At 38.8% G+C, this 16,380-nt stretch carries 13 protein-coding genes and 2 pseudogenes; 11 read left to right on the top strand and 4 right to left on the bottom strand.

All coding sequences use genetic code 11. The annotated features are described in order from the left end of the window. The first annotated feature begins 244 nt into the window (after positions 1-244). The 3 genes from J4861_RS01740 (at position 245) to J4861_RS01730 (ending at position 4,931) form a co-directional block, all read left to right on the top strand. Positions 245-2,359: an AAA family ATPase gene (locus J4861_RS01740; RefSeq protein WP_211816468.1), complete on the top strand. Its 2,115-nt coding sequence runs from the start codon at positions 245-247 to the stop codon at positions 2,357-2,359. Then, positions 2,359-3,672, top strand: coding sequence for a 5-methylcytosine restriction system specificity protein McrC (locus J4861_RS01735; protein ID WP_211816467.1), 1,314 nt, complete (start codon positions 2,359-2,361; stop codon positions 3,670-3,672). Before J4861_RS01740 ends, J4861_RS01735 begins: the two co-directional genes overlap by 1 nt. A 374-nt stretch (positions 3,673-4,046) precedes the next feature. Further along, positions 4,047-4,931, top strand: a complete 885-nt coding sequence (locus J4861_RS01730; RefSeq protein WP_211816466.1) for a SusF/SusE family carbohydrate-binding protein — start codon at positions 4,047-4,049, stop codon at positions 4,929-4,931. Positions 4,932-5,613: 682 nt separating this feature from the next. On the opposite strand, the gene J4861_RS01725 is transcribed toward J4861_RS01730, so the two are convergent. Further along, entirely contained in the window at positions 5,614-6,441 is an 828-nt protein-coding gene (locus J4861_RS01725) for an IS3 family transposase (RefSeq protein ID WP_282958346.1), read from the bottom strand. Between the two features lie 350 nt (positions 6,442-6,791). Here J4861_RS01725 and J4861_RS01720 point away from each other — a divergent pair. After that, positions 6,792-7,502 (top strand): annotated as a pseudogene (locus J4861_RS01720) (IS4 family transposase); the annotation flags it as partial. A gap of 560 nt (positions 7,503-8,062) precedes the next feature. Further along, complete coding sequence (locus J4861_RS01715; protein WP_211816465.1) at positions 8,063-8,305, top strand: transposase; 243 nt, start codon at positions 8,063-8,065, stop codon at positions 8,303-8,305. An 871-nt stretch (positions 8,306-9,176) separates the two neighbouring features. Here the strand turns inward: J4861_RS01715 and J4861_RS01710 are convergent. Further along, the gene (locus tag J4861_RS01710) at positions 9,177-9,485 is read right to left on the bottom strand and encodes a hypothetical protein (protein ID WP_211816464.1); all 309 of its coding nucleotides are present in this window, start codon (positions 9,483-9,485) and stop codon (positions 9,177-9,179) included. A 278-nt stretch (positions 9,486-9,763) separates the two neighbouring features. On the opposite strand from J4861_RS01710, the gene J4861_RS01705 reads away from it, so the two are divergent. The 5 genes and pseudogenes from J4861_RS01705 to J4861_RS01690 form a co-directional block, all read left to right on the top strand. Next, entirely contained in the window at positions 9,764-10,507 is a 744-nt protein-coding gene (locus tag J4861_RS01705) for a head maturation protease, ClpP-related (RefSeq protein ID WP_211816463.1), read from the top strand. Next, on the top strand, positions 10,504-11,028 hold the full coding sequence (locus J4861_RS01700; protein ID WP_211816462.1) for a hypothetical protein: 525 nt from the start codon (positions 10,504-10,506) through the stop codon (positions 11,026-11,028). Before J4861_RS01705 ends, J4861_RS01700 begins: the two co-directional genes overlap by 4 nt. Positions 11,029-11,033: 5 nt before the next feature. Beyond that, on the top strand, positions 11,034-11,591 hold the full coding sequence (locus J4861_RS13330; RefSeq protein WP_249110785.1) for a hypothetical protein: 558 nt from the start codon (positions 11,034-11,036) through the stop codon (positions 11,589-11,591). Continuing rightward, positions 11,578-11,907 (top strand): hypothetical protein, encoded by a 330-nt coding sequence (locus J4861_RS13325; protein ID WP_249110784.1) that lies wholly within the window; start codon positions 11,578-11,580, stop codon positions 11,905-11,907. Before J4861_RS13330 ends, J4861_RS13325 begins: the two co-directional genes overlap by 14 nt. Before the next feature lie 391 nt (positions 11,908-12,298). Continuing rightward, positions 12,299-12,745: pseudogene (locus J4861_RS01690) on the top strand (IS4 family transposase); the annotation flags it as partial. Positions 12,746-12,936: 191 nt separating this feature from the next. Here the strand turns inward: J4861_RS01690 and J4861_RS13320 are convergent. Continuing rightward, positions 12,937-13,233 carry an IS110 family transposase gene (locus tag J4861_RS13320; RefSeq protein ID WP_249110811.1) on the bottom strand — a complete coding sequence of 99 codons (297 nt, stop codon included), beginning with the start codon at positions 13,231-13,233 and terminating at the stop codon, positions 12,937-12,939. Beyond that, the gene (locus tag J4861_RS01685) at positions 13,214-13,972 is read right to left on the bottom strand and encodes an IS110 family transposase (protein WP_249110783.1); all 759 of its coding nucleotides are present in this window, start codon (positions 13,970-13,972) and stop codon (positions 13,214-13,216) included. Before J4861_RS01685 ends, J4861_RS13320 begins: the two co-directional genes overlap by 20 nt. Before the next feature lie 271 nt (positions 13,973-14,243). On the opposite strand from J4861_RS01685, the gene J4861_RS01680 reads away from it, so the two are divergent. Further along, positions 14,244-16,124, top strand: a complete 1,881-nt coding sequence (locus J4861_RS01680; protein WP_211816461.1) for an IS1634 family transposase — start codon at positions 14,244-14,246, stop codon at positions 16,122-16,124. Positions 16,125-16,380 lie beyond the last annotated feature (256 nt).

The following is a 16,380-nucleotide window of genomic DNA, read 5'->3' as shown; positions in this document are numbered from 1 at the left end:
GAAGTGTTGTAATTGAGGCAGACTTTATTAGCCTATTTTGGATGTACCATAGGTTATAGTGTTTACTTTGCATATCTATCTTCTTGTAGGAGATTGTGATAAAGACTTTGTTGTAGAAGTAGATAAAGAAATATCTGCTTAATCAGACAAGGTGAGGTGTAGTGATATAAATCTGATGATTGGTGTACAGATTTTTTCTGATACATATGTATGAATGAAAATATAACAGTAAATTGAAATAAATATGAATTTTACTTGGATTCCTTTCTACAAGGAGTTTGCAGAAAAACTTCTTCAGTTTCAAACGGATAGGAAGAAACTGCTTAAACTAATATATAATAATAGAGCAACTCTCTTAGCGGACTACCTTCACGACGAAGGTGGTAAGGATGATTTATTCACAGACATTGATCCGTTTACTACTTTCGGAATATTCAATCGAGGTGTTAAAAAAGAAAATAGAATCCGCTCTGCAGAATTATTTAAGGATCTTCTGAAGATGTCAGCTAATGTTCCAGAAGACTTTGTAGGTATTCCTATCCTTAATAATCAGAAGTCTCATTTCTTTGGTTTTAGAAGGGATCGTGAAGATGATGATATTGATAATCTTTGGAGTTTGTTTGTAAAAGTAGTTAAGAAAGAGAACTTCGAAGACGAATATAATATAGTCATAAGGCAATATATTATACGTGTAAATATAACAATGGCTTTGTTCTGGATTCGTCCAGAAGATTTCTTGGCTTTTGACAGTACGAATAGAGCATATTTGAAAGAACATTATGGTGTTATATTACCAAATAAAGCTCCAGAATATTCAGAGTATATGAGTATACTTAATGAAATAAAGACGAAAATGAAGAAAGGTATTATAAAGGAAAAAACATTCTATGAACTTTCTGCAAATGCAAATAATGGATTATTAGATGATGCAGAACTAACATGGTATGATGACTGGGTTCTTACATGGGAGCGACGTAAGAATATAGTGTTATATGGTGCACCGGGTACTGGTAAGACTTATGACGTACCAGAGTTTGCTGTTCGTCTTTGTGATCCATCGTTTAGGGCAACAGAAGCGAGGAGGGAGGAGATAGTAAGCAGATATAATCAGCTTAAAACGGAAAAGCGTATTGCCTTTACAACCTTCCATCAGTCCTTAGACTATGAGGATTGGATTGAAGGATTGCGCCCTGTTGTCAACGAAAATGGTCAGGTAACCTACGAGATTGAAAGCGGAATCTTCAAGAAGTTGTGTGAAGAGGCAGAACGTCCAGTAGTTAAGGACAAGCAGGTGGGTATCTCTGATAATGCTGTTATCTGGAAAGTTTCGCTTGCAGGAACGGGAGATAATAATGTTCGTCGTGAGTGTATGGAGAATAACCATATACGAATCGGATGGGATGGTTATGGTCCTGTTATCTCAGATGAGACGGACTGGAGTGTTTATAATGGTGAAGGCAAGCAGATATTAGATGCTTATATCAATAAGATGAAGATAGGCGATATCGTTATGTCGTGTTATTCAAGTCAGACGATTGATGCCATTGGAGTCGTTGCAGGTGAATATGAGTTTGAGGATAAGTTCTCTAACTATAAACGTGTTAGACGTGTTAACTGGCTTGTAAAGAATATCAATGAGAACATTGTAGAGATGAATGATGGTAAGACAATGACCTTAGGAACGGTCTACCGTCTGAATTCTATCACACTCGACAATGTAAAGTCAATTCTTGAGAAGTACGATACTTCTTCTAAGATGGAGGAGAACGACAAAGCCTATGTGATGGTTATTGATGAGTTGAACCGTGGAAATGTGTCGAAGGTGTTTGGCGAACTGATAACACTGCTCGAAGCAGACAAGCGTAAGGGACGTATCAATGCTGAGAGTGTGGTGCTGCCTTACTCTAAGAAAGCTTTTCATATTCCAAACAATGTCTATCTGATTGCAACCATGAATACTGCCGACCGCTCTTTAGGTTCGCTTGATTATGCTATCAGACGACGTTTTGCCTTCATAGCGGAAAAGCCATTTGGCTTAGATGTAAAAGGGTTCGATGAGGATCTGTTTGAGAAGGTTAGTAGTCTGTTTGTTAAGAACTTTGATGAGTATAAAGAGAGTGGTTGGGACCCGACTATGAAACTCGAACCAGCAGATATCTTGTCTGAAGAATATAAGCCAGAAGATGTTTGGATTGGTCATAGTTACTTCCTGATGCAGGATGAGGAAGGGAATGATAATACAACCGATCGTCTTCTATATGAGATTATTCCACTTTTAGAGGAGTATGTTCGTGATGGTGTGCTGACAGCAGAGGCACAGGATGTTATCGACGAATTATATAAGCAAGCAACCGAGTAATGAGAGTAGTACAACTTCAAGAACAGTTGTTGGAGAATACTTATCTTCAGCAAACTGAGTGTGAGGCTATCATCCCTTATATGGATGATGGCTCGGAAGTTGTGCGTTGGGTTAAAAGAGGGCGTGAGGAGAAGGAACTCTGTCTTAAGCTGTCTCGTAAAGCGGATAGTATCTGTGCTACTAACTCTTATTTCGTTGGGGTAGACTGGATTAAGGAAGAGGAGTTAGCAGTACAAGTCAGTCCTAAGATGAATGACGGCTTTGAGATAGACTATGTTCGTATGTTAAACGAGGCATTAGCAGAACCTGATAACATGGAGCATCTGAAAGACTTACTCACCATTCGTTTTGATAAACCTTCTATCTGTATCAGTCAGAAGCAAGACTTGTTGAGTATCTTCTTGATTACAGAGTATCTGAATATTCTTCAGCGTATCGTAAGAAAGGGGTTGAAGAAGAGTTACTATAGGGTTGAAGAAAACCTAAACAATAAGGTTAAAGGACATATCCTTGTCAGTAGAACGATTCAGCGAAACCTTGCGAAGGGACGTATTACAGACAATGTCTGCCGTTACCAGGTGTATGACATTGACTCACCAGAGAACAGAATACTAAAGAAGGCACTTGCTTTTTGTAAGAAGCAGTTGGAGGTTTATAAGCATGCACTTGATACAAAGGCTTTGGAAAAGAAGATAAGATATGTGCAGCCTTCTTTCGAGCGGGTGGGCGATGAGATAAGTGTTAAGGCTATGAAGACATTTAAGGGAAATCCTGTTTTCAAAGAATACTTCACGGCTGTTGAGTATGCACAACTGCTGCTAAGGCGTTTCAGTTATGATATTACACTTGTTGGTAAAAGCCAGATAGTCACGCCTCCGTTCTGGATTGATATGAGTAAGCTCTTTGAGTTATATGTTTTTGGTAAGCTTAAGAAGATTTTTACAAGGAAAAGAGAGATTCAATATCATGTGAAAGCTCATCGTCAAGAACTTGATTATCTCCTGAAACCGACAGAGTGGACTGAACCCTATGTTATTGATGCGAAATATAAACCACGTTATAAGCAGGGTGGTGGTATAACGATGGACGATGCAAGGGAGGTCAGTGGTTATGCCCGATTAAGCAAAGTCTATAAAAAGTTAGGCTTGAATGAAGAGACTGCACTGCCTATTAAGTGTCTCATTATCTATCCCGACCAAGATCAGGAAGAACGATTTACCTTTACAAGAACGGAAGAACCAGTGTTTGAAAAGGTTTCTAATTATGTACGTTTCTACAAATTAGGAATCAGGTTGCCTGTTATTTCTGTGTGAATCATTATTAACTCAATCGGTTTTTCCTTTTATTTTCGTCTCTTTTTTAGGTCTTTATTGTTTTATAATGTTATTTCTTACTTTATATTTTTCTATAAAGTAGTGCTTTTCTGTTGTCTTTTTATTAGTTGTTATATATCTGATAATAAGGTGATTATGATTTTATTTGAGGTTTGGAAGGCTATTGAAAGACTTATATTGATTTATATTATAGCCGTAGGAAGTTTGTATTCGCTTTTAGTTTCGCTTTTTCTTCGTAATATTGTAGTTGAAAAGGAAAGATAAGAAACCTAAATCTTTGTTGATAAGAGAAAGGACTTCGTGTTGTATTACGAAATAAATCAGATTTTAATAACCTTTTAATATATAAGTTTATGGGATTAAAAACATTTACAAAATCTATTTTATGTTGCGCTTTATTCGTTGTTGGCGCATTGTCTGCAAAAGCTGCTGACCGCTTAGTAATCGTCGGTGATGCTACATGGGGTGGTTGGAATCTTGGTCAATCTACCGTTATGCAGAAGTCTGATGAGAATGCTGATGTCTTCAAGGCAACCGTTCATTTGGATGCAAACAAGGAGTTTAAGTTCTTGACGGAGCTTGGTTGGGGTAACTTGGAGTATCGTGCTGGTGCTGGTCCTGTTACCTTACAGTCGGGTGTTGAGGCTCCATTGGTGAGCAGCGAAGATGAGCCTACCGATGGTAAGTTCTTCGTTTCTGAGTCTGCCAACTATGATATTGTTTGTAACTTGGCTACGAAAAAAGTGGTTGTTACTAAGGCTGCTTATCAGACAACAGCTTTGAAGCACACTGCTTTGTGGATGATTGGTAGTGCTACAAAGGGCGGTTGGAGTATCGGTGAAGGTACGATTATGAAGGCAGATGCAACTAATCCTGCTAAGTTCTCAGCGCGTACAGAGTTGAAGGCTGGTGAGTTGAAGTTTGGTACGAATGTCTATGCTGGCTTCGATCAGATGTTCTATTTGCGCGACTCGTCAGACGAGGGTAAGATTGTCTTTGGTGGTGATGATAATAAGTGGAACTTCACAGAGGAGGCTACTTACGACGTTACCGTTGACGTTGCTGCGATGACAGTGTCATTTACTAAGGTTGATCCAACCGCGATTAGCAGTGTAGAGACAGCAAACAATGCACCTGCAGTTTACTACACATTGAGCGGTGTGAAGGTTGAGAAGCCTGTTGCTGGTGTTTATGTAAAGCGTCAGGGTGGTAAGTCAGTGAAGGTTGTAGTGAAATAAAACCTTGTTTCTTACCATAAGTTGGGTGAGAAAATAGGTTCTTCCGTTAAATCCAAATCGGTCATTAGAGGCTAAACATATTGTGGTCTAATGACCGATTTGAGTTTAGTGTGTGTGCACTTTTCGTGTTGTTTTAACAGAAGAACCGAAGTTACTCATTAAGCAAAAACATAGTTAAGACAGTCAACTATTTGTCCTTTAGCCATCTTCTGACATTGAAAAACACTTTGAAAGGCTGCAGAAAAGGGTTTGAAAAACCATTACAAAATTACAAATAAGATATCTATAAATAGCAGTAAAAACACATACCAAAAGTGAGTTTGTAACCAACAGCAAATCAATAAGTTATAAAGTAGTAAAGTAAAAGGTGCTTAATTGCATTCCAAAAGAGCGTTAGTTAGCGTTCAAAAGGGCATCTTTTGCAAGTCAATTAGGCGTCTTTAACCCAAGTTTTGACTATGCCTAAATTTACTTCACACGTTTTTGGTTATTGTTACTGAATTGGTTTACACATTTTTTATTTGCTTCCTGAACAGCTTTACACCCCCATGGAAACTTTACTGATTCGCTTTACATAGTCATAAACTTTGACAATGAAGTCCGAACGTGTGTAGCACATGTTCAAAGTTAATATTTTTCCTTCAACTTACAAAATTTAATACCATGAAAAGCACAGAAGCCCTTATGCCGCATTGCAGTGCCTTTCTCTCATTTGTCTTGGCGTAAGCATGCCGTTGCTCATATGAGGTCTCTTATTGTTGTAGAAGTCTATGATACCTGCAATGATGCATCGTGCATCATCGAGGTTCTTCGGTCGTTTCATGTGGTAGAGCCACTCTTGCTTTATTATTCCGTTCACTCTTTCGGCGATTGCATTATCTGTAGGGTTGTAGTCTTCTGTCATGCTTATACACGAGTGTATACTCTCCAGCCTTGCCACGTAGGCGTTGCTGCAGTATTGAACCCCACGATCAGAGTGGTGCGTCATCAGCGAGAGATCCATACCCTGTGACTGTTCTATTGCCATGTCAAGGGCAGCAAGCGTATTGACAGCCTGCAGACTGTCAGAAAGCTGCCATCCGATTATCTCATGAGTGAACGCATCGGTTATGAGGTGAAGATAGACCACACCATCCTCAGTATCTATATACGTGATGTCTGCTACCCAGAGCTGTGCAGGACGTGTAAGAACCATTCCTTTTGCCGTGTTCTTGTACTTGAAATAGTTGTGATTGGAGTTCGTGGTATGGCGACATCTGGGTGGCTTCAGCATAAGGTGATGCTTGTGCATTAGCTGGTAGAACCTGTCGCGCCCAAGCATTAAGCCAGGATAGATATCCGTAAGCATGTGCAAAAGTTTCTGTGCACCTATACGAGGAGCATCTGCACGAACATCCATTACTGCACGTACGACAATTTTCTCAGTAAGTTTACGGCTCTCCCTCTTCTCCTTACTCACAGAGTAATAGCCTTCACGAGTCTTGCCAAACAGTCCACTCAGCAGCCCAATTGATAAACCAGGGTTGCTGACTCGAAGGCTGTCTACTGCTTGGCGCCAGCTTTTTTTAGCAAATCCTCCCCGTATTCCTTACTGCTTATCTCTATGACCTTCATCAACCCTTGATTGCGAAGTTCAGAATACTCCAAAGCTTTCTTCAAAATTGGATACTTGTGCTTCAAGCTCTTCCTCACGGGTTAGAGGGGCTTTCTCCATATCTTTCTTACTACGCATAGATTTTACTTTAGTAACTAAAGCTTCCCACCCTAATAAACAGATAGAAAAATAACAGTTTGTCGAATTTTCTTTGTAAATTAGTAATCGCAAACAACTGATTTTAAAGACAAGACAACAAAACTGTTATGGAAGCAAAGATAGAGAAAATAAGTGAGTTATCCAAACTTTTGAGTGTTAAAACCCGAATGAGTGATGATTTATTTCATCTTTTTGGCAAGTTTGGCATCGGTCACCTGTTATCTCGCCTTTCATTGGAGAAACAGGACGGAGTTTCGGCTTCGGAGTTGCTCCTTTCGCTCTGCCTCTTCCGCATTGTGGGCGAGAGCATCCACAGTATATGCAAACATAAGATATATGAACTTTCAAATCATGGTAAGAACTGTTTCTATCGGATGATGATTCGCCCGCAGATGGATTGGAGGCGCTTGATGAACCACTTTGCACTGCGTTATATGTGCCTATTGCGTAAGTATGGCGAAGCTCCTCTGTCCGATACCACGACCTGTTTCATTATAGATGACACCGTGCTTGAGAAGAGTAGCGTGAGAATGGAGGGTGTCAGTCGTGTTTACGACCATGTAAAAGGCAGGTGCGTATTGGGTTACAAACTGCTACTTTGTGCATTCTTTGATGGCAAGACAACCATACCCTTTGATTTTTCACTGCATCAAGAAAAGGGGAAGCAAGGTGACTGCGGGCTGACAAAACAGCAACGTAGAAAAGCGTATCATACCAAGAGGAATACCGGCAACCCTGATTATAAGCGCTTTCAAGAGTGTAAGATGTCTAAGATGGATGTCGCCATGGATATGCTTCGCTGTGGATGTAAGGGGGGTAAAACGAAATGTGTAAAAATGACTATGGAATAATCTACGTATTGCTATTCGTATGGGCTTATTAATCAATGATATACAAGGCGATAAACGTTTATTAACACTGTAACGTCTTGCAAAACGAAATGTTACATTTGTGTTACATTTGAGATGCGTTTGAACGGTATTTGAACGAAAAATGTTACATCGGTGATAAATAATTGTAACTTCTTATATGTAAATTACTTATATTCAAATATATCTTTTATAATATCTTGACTGTTTTACTAAATAGGGTATATATAGTTACTTGAAATAAGCTGTAACTGATTGATTTATCAGTACTTGAACGTTTTTTCGCTATTTATAAAACAATTTGATTATTTTATATCTGCTTTTTGCTGCTTACTTTATCTCTTTAATTGTTAAAATTGAGGTTTGTTTATCTATTAGTTTATACATTAGGGGAGACAATTCTTTTTTAATAAAAAAAGTTAAGACAAAAAGCACATGTAAAAAAATATTACTTTGTGATAACTCTTTTTTTTAGTATCCTTTTATTTTTCTACCTTTGTAAAAAAAAGATGAGAAAAGGGAGAAGTGCAGAACTAATAGTAAGGAGAAATAACGCTCTTTGGGAACGTTGGCTTTATTGGACAGAAGATAAACGATTACGTTTTGATGATGCTGTCAGGAAACTTGCTAATGATGAGTTCTTTTTATCTGAAGAACGAGTTATTGGCTTGTTGCGTCAAATGATAAAAGAGAATAAAAAGGTAGTTCCTAAAAGTGGCTTTAAAGGATTTCGACTAAAATGTAATATTTAGTTGAAACCTAAGAGAACGGCAAAAACCTGCATGCTTTGCCGTAACAGGCATTTTTCTTTGTTTGTGGACAACTTATCAGCTTTTATTATCTTGTGAGCTTACAGGGCAAAAAGCAGGCTTTCTGTGCTGTTTTTCTGACAGGAATACTTACAGGAAAGGCAAAAGCCTGCATACTTTACCGTAACAGGCGTTTTTCTTTGTTTGTGAGCAACTTATCAGCTTTTATTATCTTGTGAGCTTACAGGGCAAAAAGCAGGCTTTCTGTGCTGTTTCTCTGACAGGAATACTTACAGGGACGGCAAAAGCCTGCATACTTTGCCATAATAGACGTTTTTCTTTGTTTGTGAGCAACTTATCAGCTTTTATTATCTTGTGAGCTTACAGGGCAAAAAGCAGGCTTTCTGTGCTGTTTCTCTGACAGGAATACTTACAGGGACGGCAAAAGCCTGCATACTTTGCCATAATAGACGTTTTTCTTTGTTTGTGGGCAACTTATCAGCTTTTATTATCTTGTGAACTTACAGGGTAAAAAGCAGGCTTTCTGTGCTGTTTCTCTGACAGGAATACTTGCAGGGACGGCAAAAGCCTGCATGCTTTGCCGTAACAGGCGTTTTTCTTTGTTTGTGGGCAACTTGTCAGCTTTTATTATCTTGTGAGCTTACAGGGCAAAAAGCAGGCTTTCTGTGCTGTTTCTCTGACAGGAATACTTACAGGGACGGCAAAAGCCTGCATACTTTGCCATAATAGACGTTTTTTTGTTTGTGGGCAACTTGTCAGCTTTTATTATCTTGTGAGCTTACAGGCAAAGGAAACACTTTGGAGAAACAAATAAGAAACATGCAAAAAATGCACGTTTCTTATAATCAATTGGTTAGATATAAATTTCACAGACTCTTTTCTTTGCCTTTTCGTATTTTGTTTCCGAGTCTTGATTAAAGTATGATGCTATCATATCAAACATTTGCTCGTCTGTAAACTCCATTTCTCCCATAAGAGAATGAAGGTAATAGTTATCGTCATGGTTTGTATAATCGCATCCTCTGGAGTCCAAATGCGATTCTGTTGTCTGCATATATGAGTTAATAGCTTTTCGGAAACGTGTAACGTCTTCATAGGAAAATGTTTCACCCAACACAATAGCAAGATGTTCCTTGCCGTCCAAATTGATTTTTGCAATCATAACTGTAAATTTTAGGAAATGAAAAAAGGCACGCCTTAGGTGTCCTATGCCTTACAGAAAAGCATTGGGGCGTTTCCACTTGCCACACCATAGCGTGCAAAAATAATTTCTTTAATAAAGTCGTTGTCATTCTCTGTAATTTATAGGATATTGCAAAATTAGCATTTTTATTTGAACGGGCAAAGAAAAACAGAAAAAAATATCAGAAAGATAATAATTTTATGACATTTCAGTGTTTTTACATAGTTTTGCAACGTATAATAAATGTAAAATGCAACATGGGTAAATACTTTAACAGACTGATAACAAGTGCAGATGAATGCACTATCTTGTTATATGGTGAAATAGGTGACACAGAAGTAAATGCAGCTGAAATCAAACAGGAGATAATGCAGGCTGAAGGTGCGGGCAAGCCTATTGAAATACGTATAAACTCATTTGGAGGGGAGGTGTTTACAGGTATTGCCATTGTACAGGCTATAAATGAATGTAAGGGAGATATAAGAATCTTTATAGATGGTATTGCAGCTTCAATAGCAAGTGTGATAGCAATGTGTGGCAAGCCTCTTGAGATGGGGCGTTATTCTCGCCTAATGATACATACCGTTTCCACAGGGTGCTATGGAACACAGAAAGACTTGATTAAGTGTGTTGAGGAAATGGGAAAAATAGATGCACTTCTGTGTGATATTATAGCACACAAGTGCCACAAATCGAGTGAGGAAATACGTAATTTATATTTTGACGGCAATGACCATTGGTTTACGGCTGAAGAAGCCTTTAAACTTGGACTTGTTGATAATATATTTGATACTTCACCTATACAGGGAGAGCCGACAGAGGAAAATATTTACACCATTACAAACAGACTTCACGGCTTTACTCCAAAGGCTGATTATAAGGCGTTCAAAAACAAGTTGAGTGCTGTTTTATCACTTGATAAAAAAACGGATGAAAGAGATATCCTTAATGCTATTAACAAATTGCAAAAAACAACAAAAATGTTGATTATTCAGGAATGATTAAGAATGCACTAAAAAAAGGATGGATAGATGATGCCGAAAAGAACGTGTTTCAATCACTTGCAAAGCATGACAGTGCTACATTTATAGCACGGTATGAAGCATTAAAGAAAAGTGACGATGCAAAGATAATAGAATTAATTTGCGATGCTGAAAGAAGTGGAAGAATAATGCCTTTTGAACGTGAGGTTTATAAAAGCATTGGAGAACAGATGGGCGGACGGAGCTTGGAAGAGGTGTTAAGTATAAAACCAAAACCTAAGAGAGTTAATCGTTTCCTTTCATTGAATTTTGAGGATAGGGCAGAGTGGACGTTAGACGATTGGAGAATTTTTGCCCCAAAGGATTTGGCAGAAAATCCCCTATTATATAAGATTCTGATGTCTAACAAAGGAAAGAAATTGCCACAAGTCAAAACGCTTGAGTGGTATCGGAAGAATGACCCCGAATATTTAGCTAAGCACCCAGATATATACAAAGAATTAGTTGATAATCAATATAATAACAATAAATTAAAATAACAAATATGGCACTAAACAAGGAAGTTTGGGTAAACCAATTAAAGGAAAATTTTTACCCCGATAGTAGTTTCTTAAAGTATGTTTTAGACTTTTCGTCTGAAGTAGATAATAACAAAATACATATGGGGGAAGCAGGTATTGACCCCAAGGTGTTGATAAACAACAAAACATATCCTATCCCCGTTGTTGGACGTGATGACAAGGATTGTGAAATACCTCTTGATCAGTTTGAAACGGAAAATACAATAATTCGCCGTCCTGATGCTGTGGAGTATGCTTATGATAAACTGGAAAGTGTGCTGAGGCAACATCGGTCTACTTTACAAAAGGCAGTAGCAGTCAAAGCAGCTCATGCCATTGCACCGAATGAAGACACGGAGTTTACCCCTATTGTATCAACAACAGGAGAAACTGCAAAGGGGCGTAAACGCTTGACGTTTGCAGATATTCTTGCGCTTAAAGAACGCTTTGATAATGTAGAAATCCCTTTGGATAGACGTTTCTTGATTCTTCACCCCCAAACACGTTTCAGATTTATTACTCGAGGACTTGAAACTGTTTAAGGACTTAACAAACCTTACAGATGGAGAGCCAACCCGATTTGCTGGATTTGGATGCCTTTCTTTCCCACACATGCCCACCTATTCATTTACAGGTGGCAAGTATTCTAAGGTTGAGTTTAAAGGGCAGGAAACAGCTAATTTTGCAAGCGTGGCTTTTTACACGGATGAGGTGATGAAAGCAGATGGTGAAATTTATATGTATTCCAAGGTTGATGACCCCGAACAGCGTGCAACCATTGTTGGATTTGATAAGCGTTTTGTATGTATGCCTATTAGAAACAAGGGGATAGGGGCAATTGTTAGTAGTGGTATTTAATTATACTTTTTCTTCATAAGATACTTGATTTCATAAGAAATTACGTATCTTTGTGGTGTGGCTTTACGTCGCACCACAAATTATTATAAGAACTATGCAAACAAGACGATTAAAGGCTATTGAACAGGTTGGGGATATAATCAGCCAGCATTACGAACAAGGCAACCAAAGAAAGTGTTACAAGCAAGTTTGGCGTATGTTTGTTTTTCCTCAAATGGGGTTATCATATCCAACATTTGTACGCTATGTAAAAGCGTTAAAATGTAAATAATTATTATGTGAAAAATAATTAAAATTACATGCGCTTATAAGTTAATTAAGGTAAAATGAAATGTTAAAATTGTACATTTCGTTTTTCAAAAGTGATACATTTCGTTTTGTCGGATTAAGATGGAAGATGGGCTTGCATGCGAAATATGTGATTACTGATAGTCGGTTTACCTGTGAGCAACTTATGGCATGTGTTAGAAGCATAGGTAAAAGAGCAATGCACTTTGTTGGACTTGCTAAAATGGGAAAGACGAAATACACCGTATCAGGCAGGAAGAAAAATGCTGCAGAACTCATTGCCACCTATGAACGCGAACGAGGAAAGAACTGTCGTAAGTACAAATGTCGATATATTCAACTCAACGGACGCTTAGGAGATATACCTGTTAGAATCTTCCTCATCAAGTATGGCAGGAACTCCGCATGGAACGTCCTGCTCACCACGGATACAACGATGTCTTTCGTAAAAGCCTTTGAAGTGTATCAGATTAGATGGAACATAGAGGTGATGAACAAGGAGACTAAGCAATATCTTGGATTAGGAGGTTATCAAGGTTGCGACTTTAACCCAAGTTTAACCGGCAAAATTATTTTTCATAAATTTTCGGGATGTTTTGTGTAGTATCAATTTGATAAATGATTGATAATCAAGTGTAGGGTATTGTTGCGAGGAGTAAAATCTGATTTGTAGGACACAGCCATATCAAAATTATTTTGCTTTCTATGTCAAAAACCTCCAATATTTCTTATTTTAACTATTTATTTAACATTTACACTTTGCGTTGCCACGCAGATGTTGTCAGATTGATACATGCAACCATTTCTGACCATTGCTGTTATAATGGCAATCATCTTATTCTTGACATTATTCAGTGCAACCATCGGTTTCTTTCCTCGTTCTATAAGCCTTTGATAATACTTTGCAATCTGTGGACAAGTTCGTACAGCGGCTAATGCAGCCTGTGTGAGGAGCGATTTGAGCATCTTATTAGCTATAAAGCCCACTCGTGGATCAGTGTGTACGCTTGTGCCAGAATCACGTCCAAAAGGTGCTATACCATAGTAGCAAGCAATCTTTCTTGGGTTGTATGCGAACTCGCGTAAAGTTGTTCGTATATACCATTAAACTGACAGCGTTGATAGTCCCAACACCAGGCATAGATGTGACAATGGCAAAAATACTATAGAGTTGGTCATCTGATTCGATATATTCCTTTATCTTTTCATCACACTTGGCTATTTCCTTATTTATCTCTGTAATGATATGTCTGGCACTCTGAGATATAGTATTCTTGATAGGCGATTTCTCTTGTGTAAAACGTTTCTCAATTCGTCTTACTTGAAAGCTGTACCTGTGACGTACAAGGTGATGACGACACAAGAAAAGTTCCCGTAATCCACTCAAAGCAGGGCTTAAGGGTTCATATAACTGCGCCTTATCCTCAAAGCGGAGAGCATACTCAGCAATCATAAATGCGTCAACAGCATCATTCTTTATACGCTTCAAAGGGAATGTGCGTTTGATGGTTAGTGCATTCTCTATCCACACGTCATACCCCTGAGCATATAGCCAGTCGCTCATCATACGGCTGTATCCACCCGTAGTTTCGCCACAGAACAACCAAGAGGAGCATGTTTTTTCCTCAACCACAGACTTAATCCACTTAATCATCTTACGATAACCACTCACTTTATTGTCGAACACTGCATGCACTTGCATAGATGTAGACTTAACGATAATAGCTACATCGAATTTTTCTTTTGAGAAATCAATGCCAATTAAAACTTTCTTCATATCTTTGCATTTTATGGAAGGCTAGCCAATAGTTGTTGGACTCAAAACTCTAAATAGGCTCGCAGCCTAGACTTTCTATCAGGTCTTTGCAACTATACAGGATGGACTAAAGCAAAAGCTGGATTTGAATTCCTTGTTACTTTAAAGTTTCCCTATCCTGTAGGCTGGTTCTTCCTTTTGACAACAAAGGTAATGAATCAACCTTGTTTTCTAAAGGATTTTTATACCCTCTTTAAGTTTCTTGCTGCAAACTTAGAGTTACTTTGCACTCATGCACGCAAATGTACAGACACGATTCAACCCTGCCACAGGGGACATGGCTCCTTATTATCGCATCAAGGAGTCATATCGTGATGTGCAGGGTCATGTACATTCGCTAATTCTGTTGAATATCGGGTTCGAACCTTCACTTACTGCTGTACAGGTTCGAAAAATTGCATACGCTCTTACCGAACGCTTCAAAAATAGAAGTACACCCTCGCTTTTCAAAGAACATCTTGACGGTCTTACTCCTATTGAACAGGCAAAGGCTGACGAATGGTGGATCCGTATGGAGAAAGAAGGTGGAATCGATCGGTTTAATAAGGAAGAGCAGAAGTCGCTGAGAAAATATGAGAACTATATTGACCTTGAGACGGCAAACTATACTGACGCAAGGAATGTTGGTGCAGAGTGGCTCTGCAAGCAGACAATAGACAAGCTACAATTAGAGGGTTTTCTGCGCAAAAACGGGTGGACGGAGAATGCGATACACACGGCTTTGTCAGCATTGATTGTTCGCACGGTATATGCAGTTTCTGAACGTTCATCTTATTATTATTTGCGCGATAACTCGGCTGCCGCTGAACTTTATAGTGGAGTTCCTGGCTGGACACCAGGAATCAATTCTCTGTATAAAATCACTGATAAATTATATGAACTAAAGGAACAGTTAGAGCATCATCTGTGCAGCATTACTGACGCTCTCTTTAATATAGACAACAAGTTGATGCTCTTCGACTTAACCAACTTCTATTTCGAGGGCAGCAAGCGTAACAGCAACAAGGCCAAGTTCGGTCGTTCAAAAGAAAAACGCTCTGACTGTAAGCTACTTGTACTTGCATTATGTATCAATAAAGAAGGTTTTATACGTTATTCTTCTATCTTGGAGGGTAATACAGCAGATCCCAAGTCTCTACCCAATATGATTGATACGCTGGCAAAGAGGAATCCATCAAGAACAAAGGATACGCTCGTTGTCATGGATGCAGGTGTTGCCACGGAAGAGAACTTGGATCTAATAAAGAAAAAGGGTTACAATTATCTCTGCGTATCCCGTACGAAAATGAAAGACTATATGCTCAGTGATGATAACAAGAGCGTTACAGTAATGGATGCCCGTCGGCAGAAGATAACGCTGAAAGAGGTTAAGACAGAGGATGATGAGGATTATTATCTCGAAATAACATCTCCTTCGAAAGCTATGACAGAGTCGTCCATGAACAGGGTTTGGAAAGAGCGTTTTGAGATGGAACTGCAGAGGATAAACAATGGAATCTCCAAGAAAGGTGGAACAAAAACCTATGAAAAGGTTGTTGAACGTACAGGACGTGCCATACAGAAGTACCCTTCTATAGCGAAGTTCTACCAGATAAGCTACATAAAAAATGAGAAGAAGCCCAAGGAGATGCTACGTGTAGACTGGGAGATAAAAGACCTCTCGGCAATGGAATCTGGTCATGGAGTCTATTTCCTCCGTAGCAATGTCAGGACACTTTCTGAGTGTGTAACATGGGAATACTACAATCTCATTCGTGAGATAGAATGTACGAACAGACAACTAAAGAATGATCTCAACCTCCGTCCAATCTATCATCAGAAAGATGAGCGAAGCGACGCACACCTTTTCTTCGGTTTATTAGCCTACTGGGTGGTAAACACTATCCGTTGTCAATTAAAACGAGAAGGAGAATCCTGTTACTGGACCGAGATAGTACGACGTATGAGTACCCAAAAGCTCGTCACCACAAAAGGGAAGAATCCATTAGGTGAAACCATCGAGATGCGCCAATGTAGTAGTCCTTCGAAGCAAGCAAAACAGATATACGATAAGTTGAACTTAAAACACTCACCATTCAAAAAGAATAAAATTTGTAGGACACAGAGCCCATAAGAAAAACGAGGAAGGTACGGTAACAGTAACAATTAGGCGAAGTGGGTGTTAAACTTGGGTTAAGACGTTTTCCGACCTTTTCTTCGGACGCTTTGTCAACATATTTCTTTGTCTTACTACGCTAAATCTCACACGGAGGAACGGAGGTTATGGAGGTTTTATTTAAGGATATGTAGCCCACAGAGGCACCGATGGTGTAGGGGGTGAAGGAGTATAACAGCAAGGTTAATTGGGGAAAACAAATGACAAAGATATT

The organism is Prevotella melaninogenica (assembly GCF_018127925.1).
In the GTDB taxonomy this organism is placed as follows: Bacteria; Bacteroidota; Bacteroidia; order Bacteroidales; family Bacteroidaceae; genus Prevotella; species Prevotella melaninogenica_C.
Note: the sequence above shows the minus strand (reverse complement) of the source record. Positions and strands in the feature narration are given on the sequence as shown.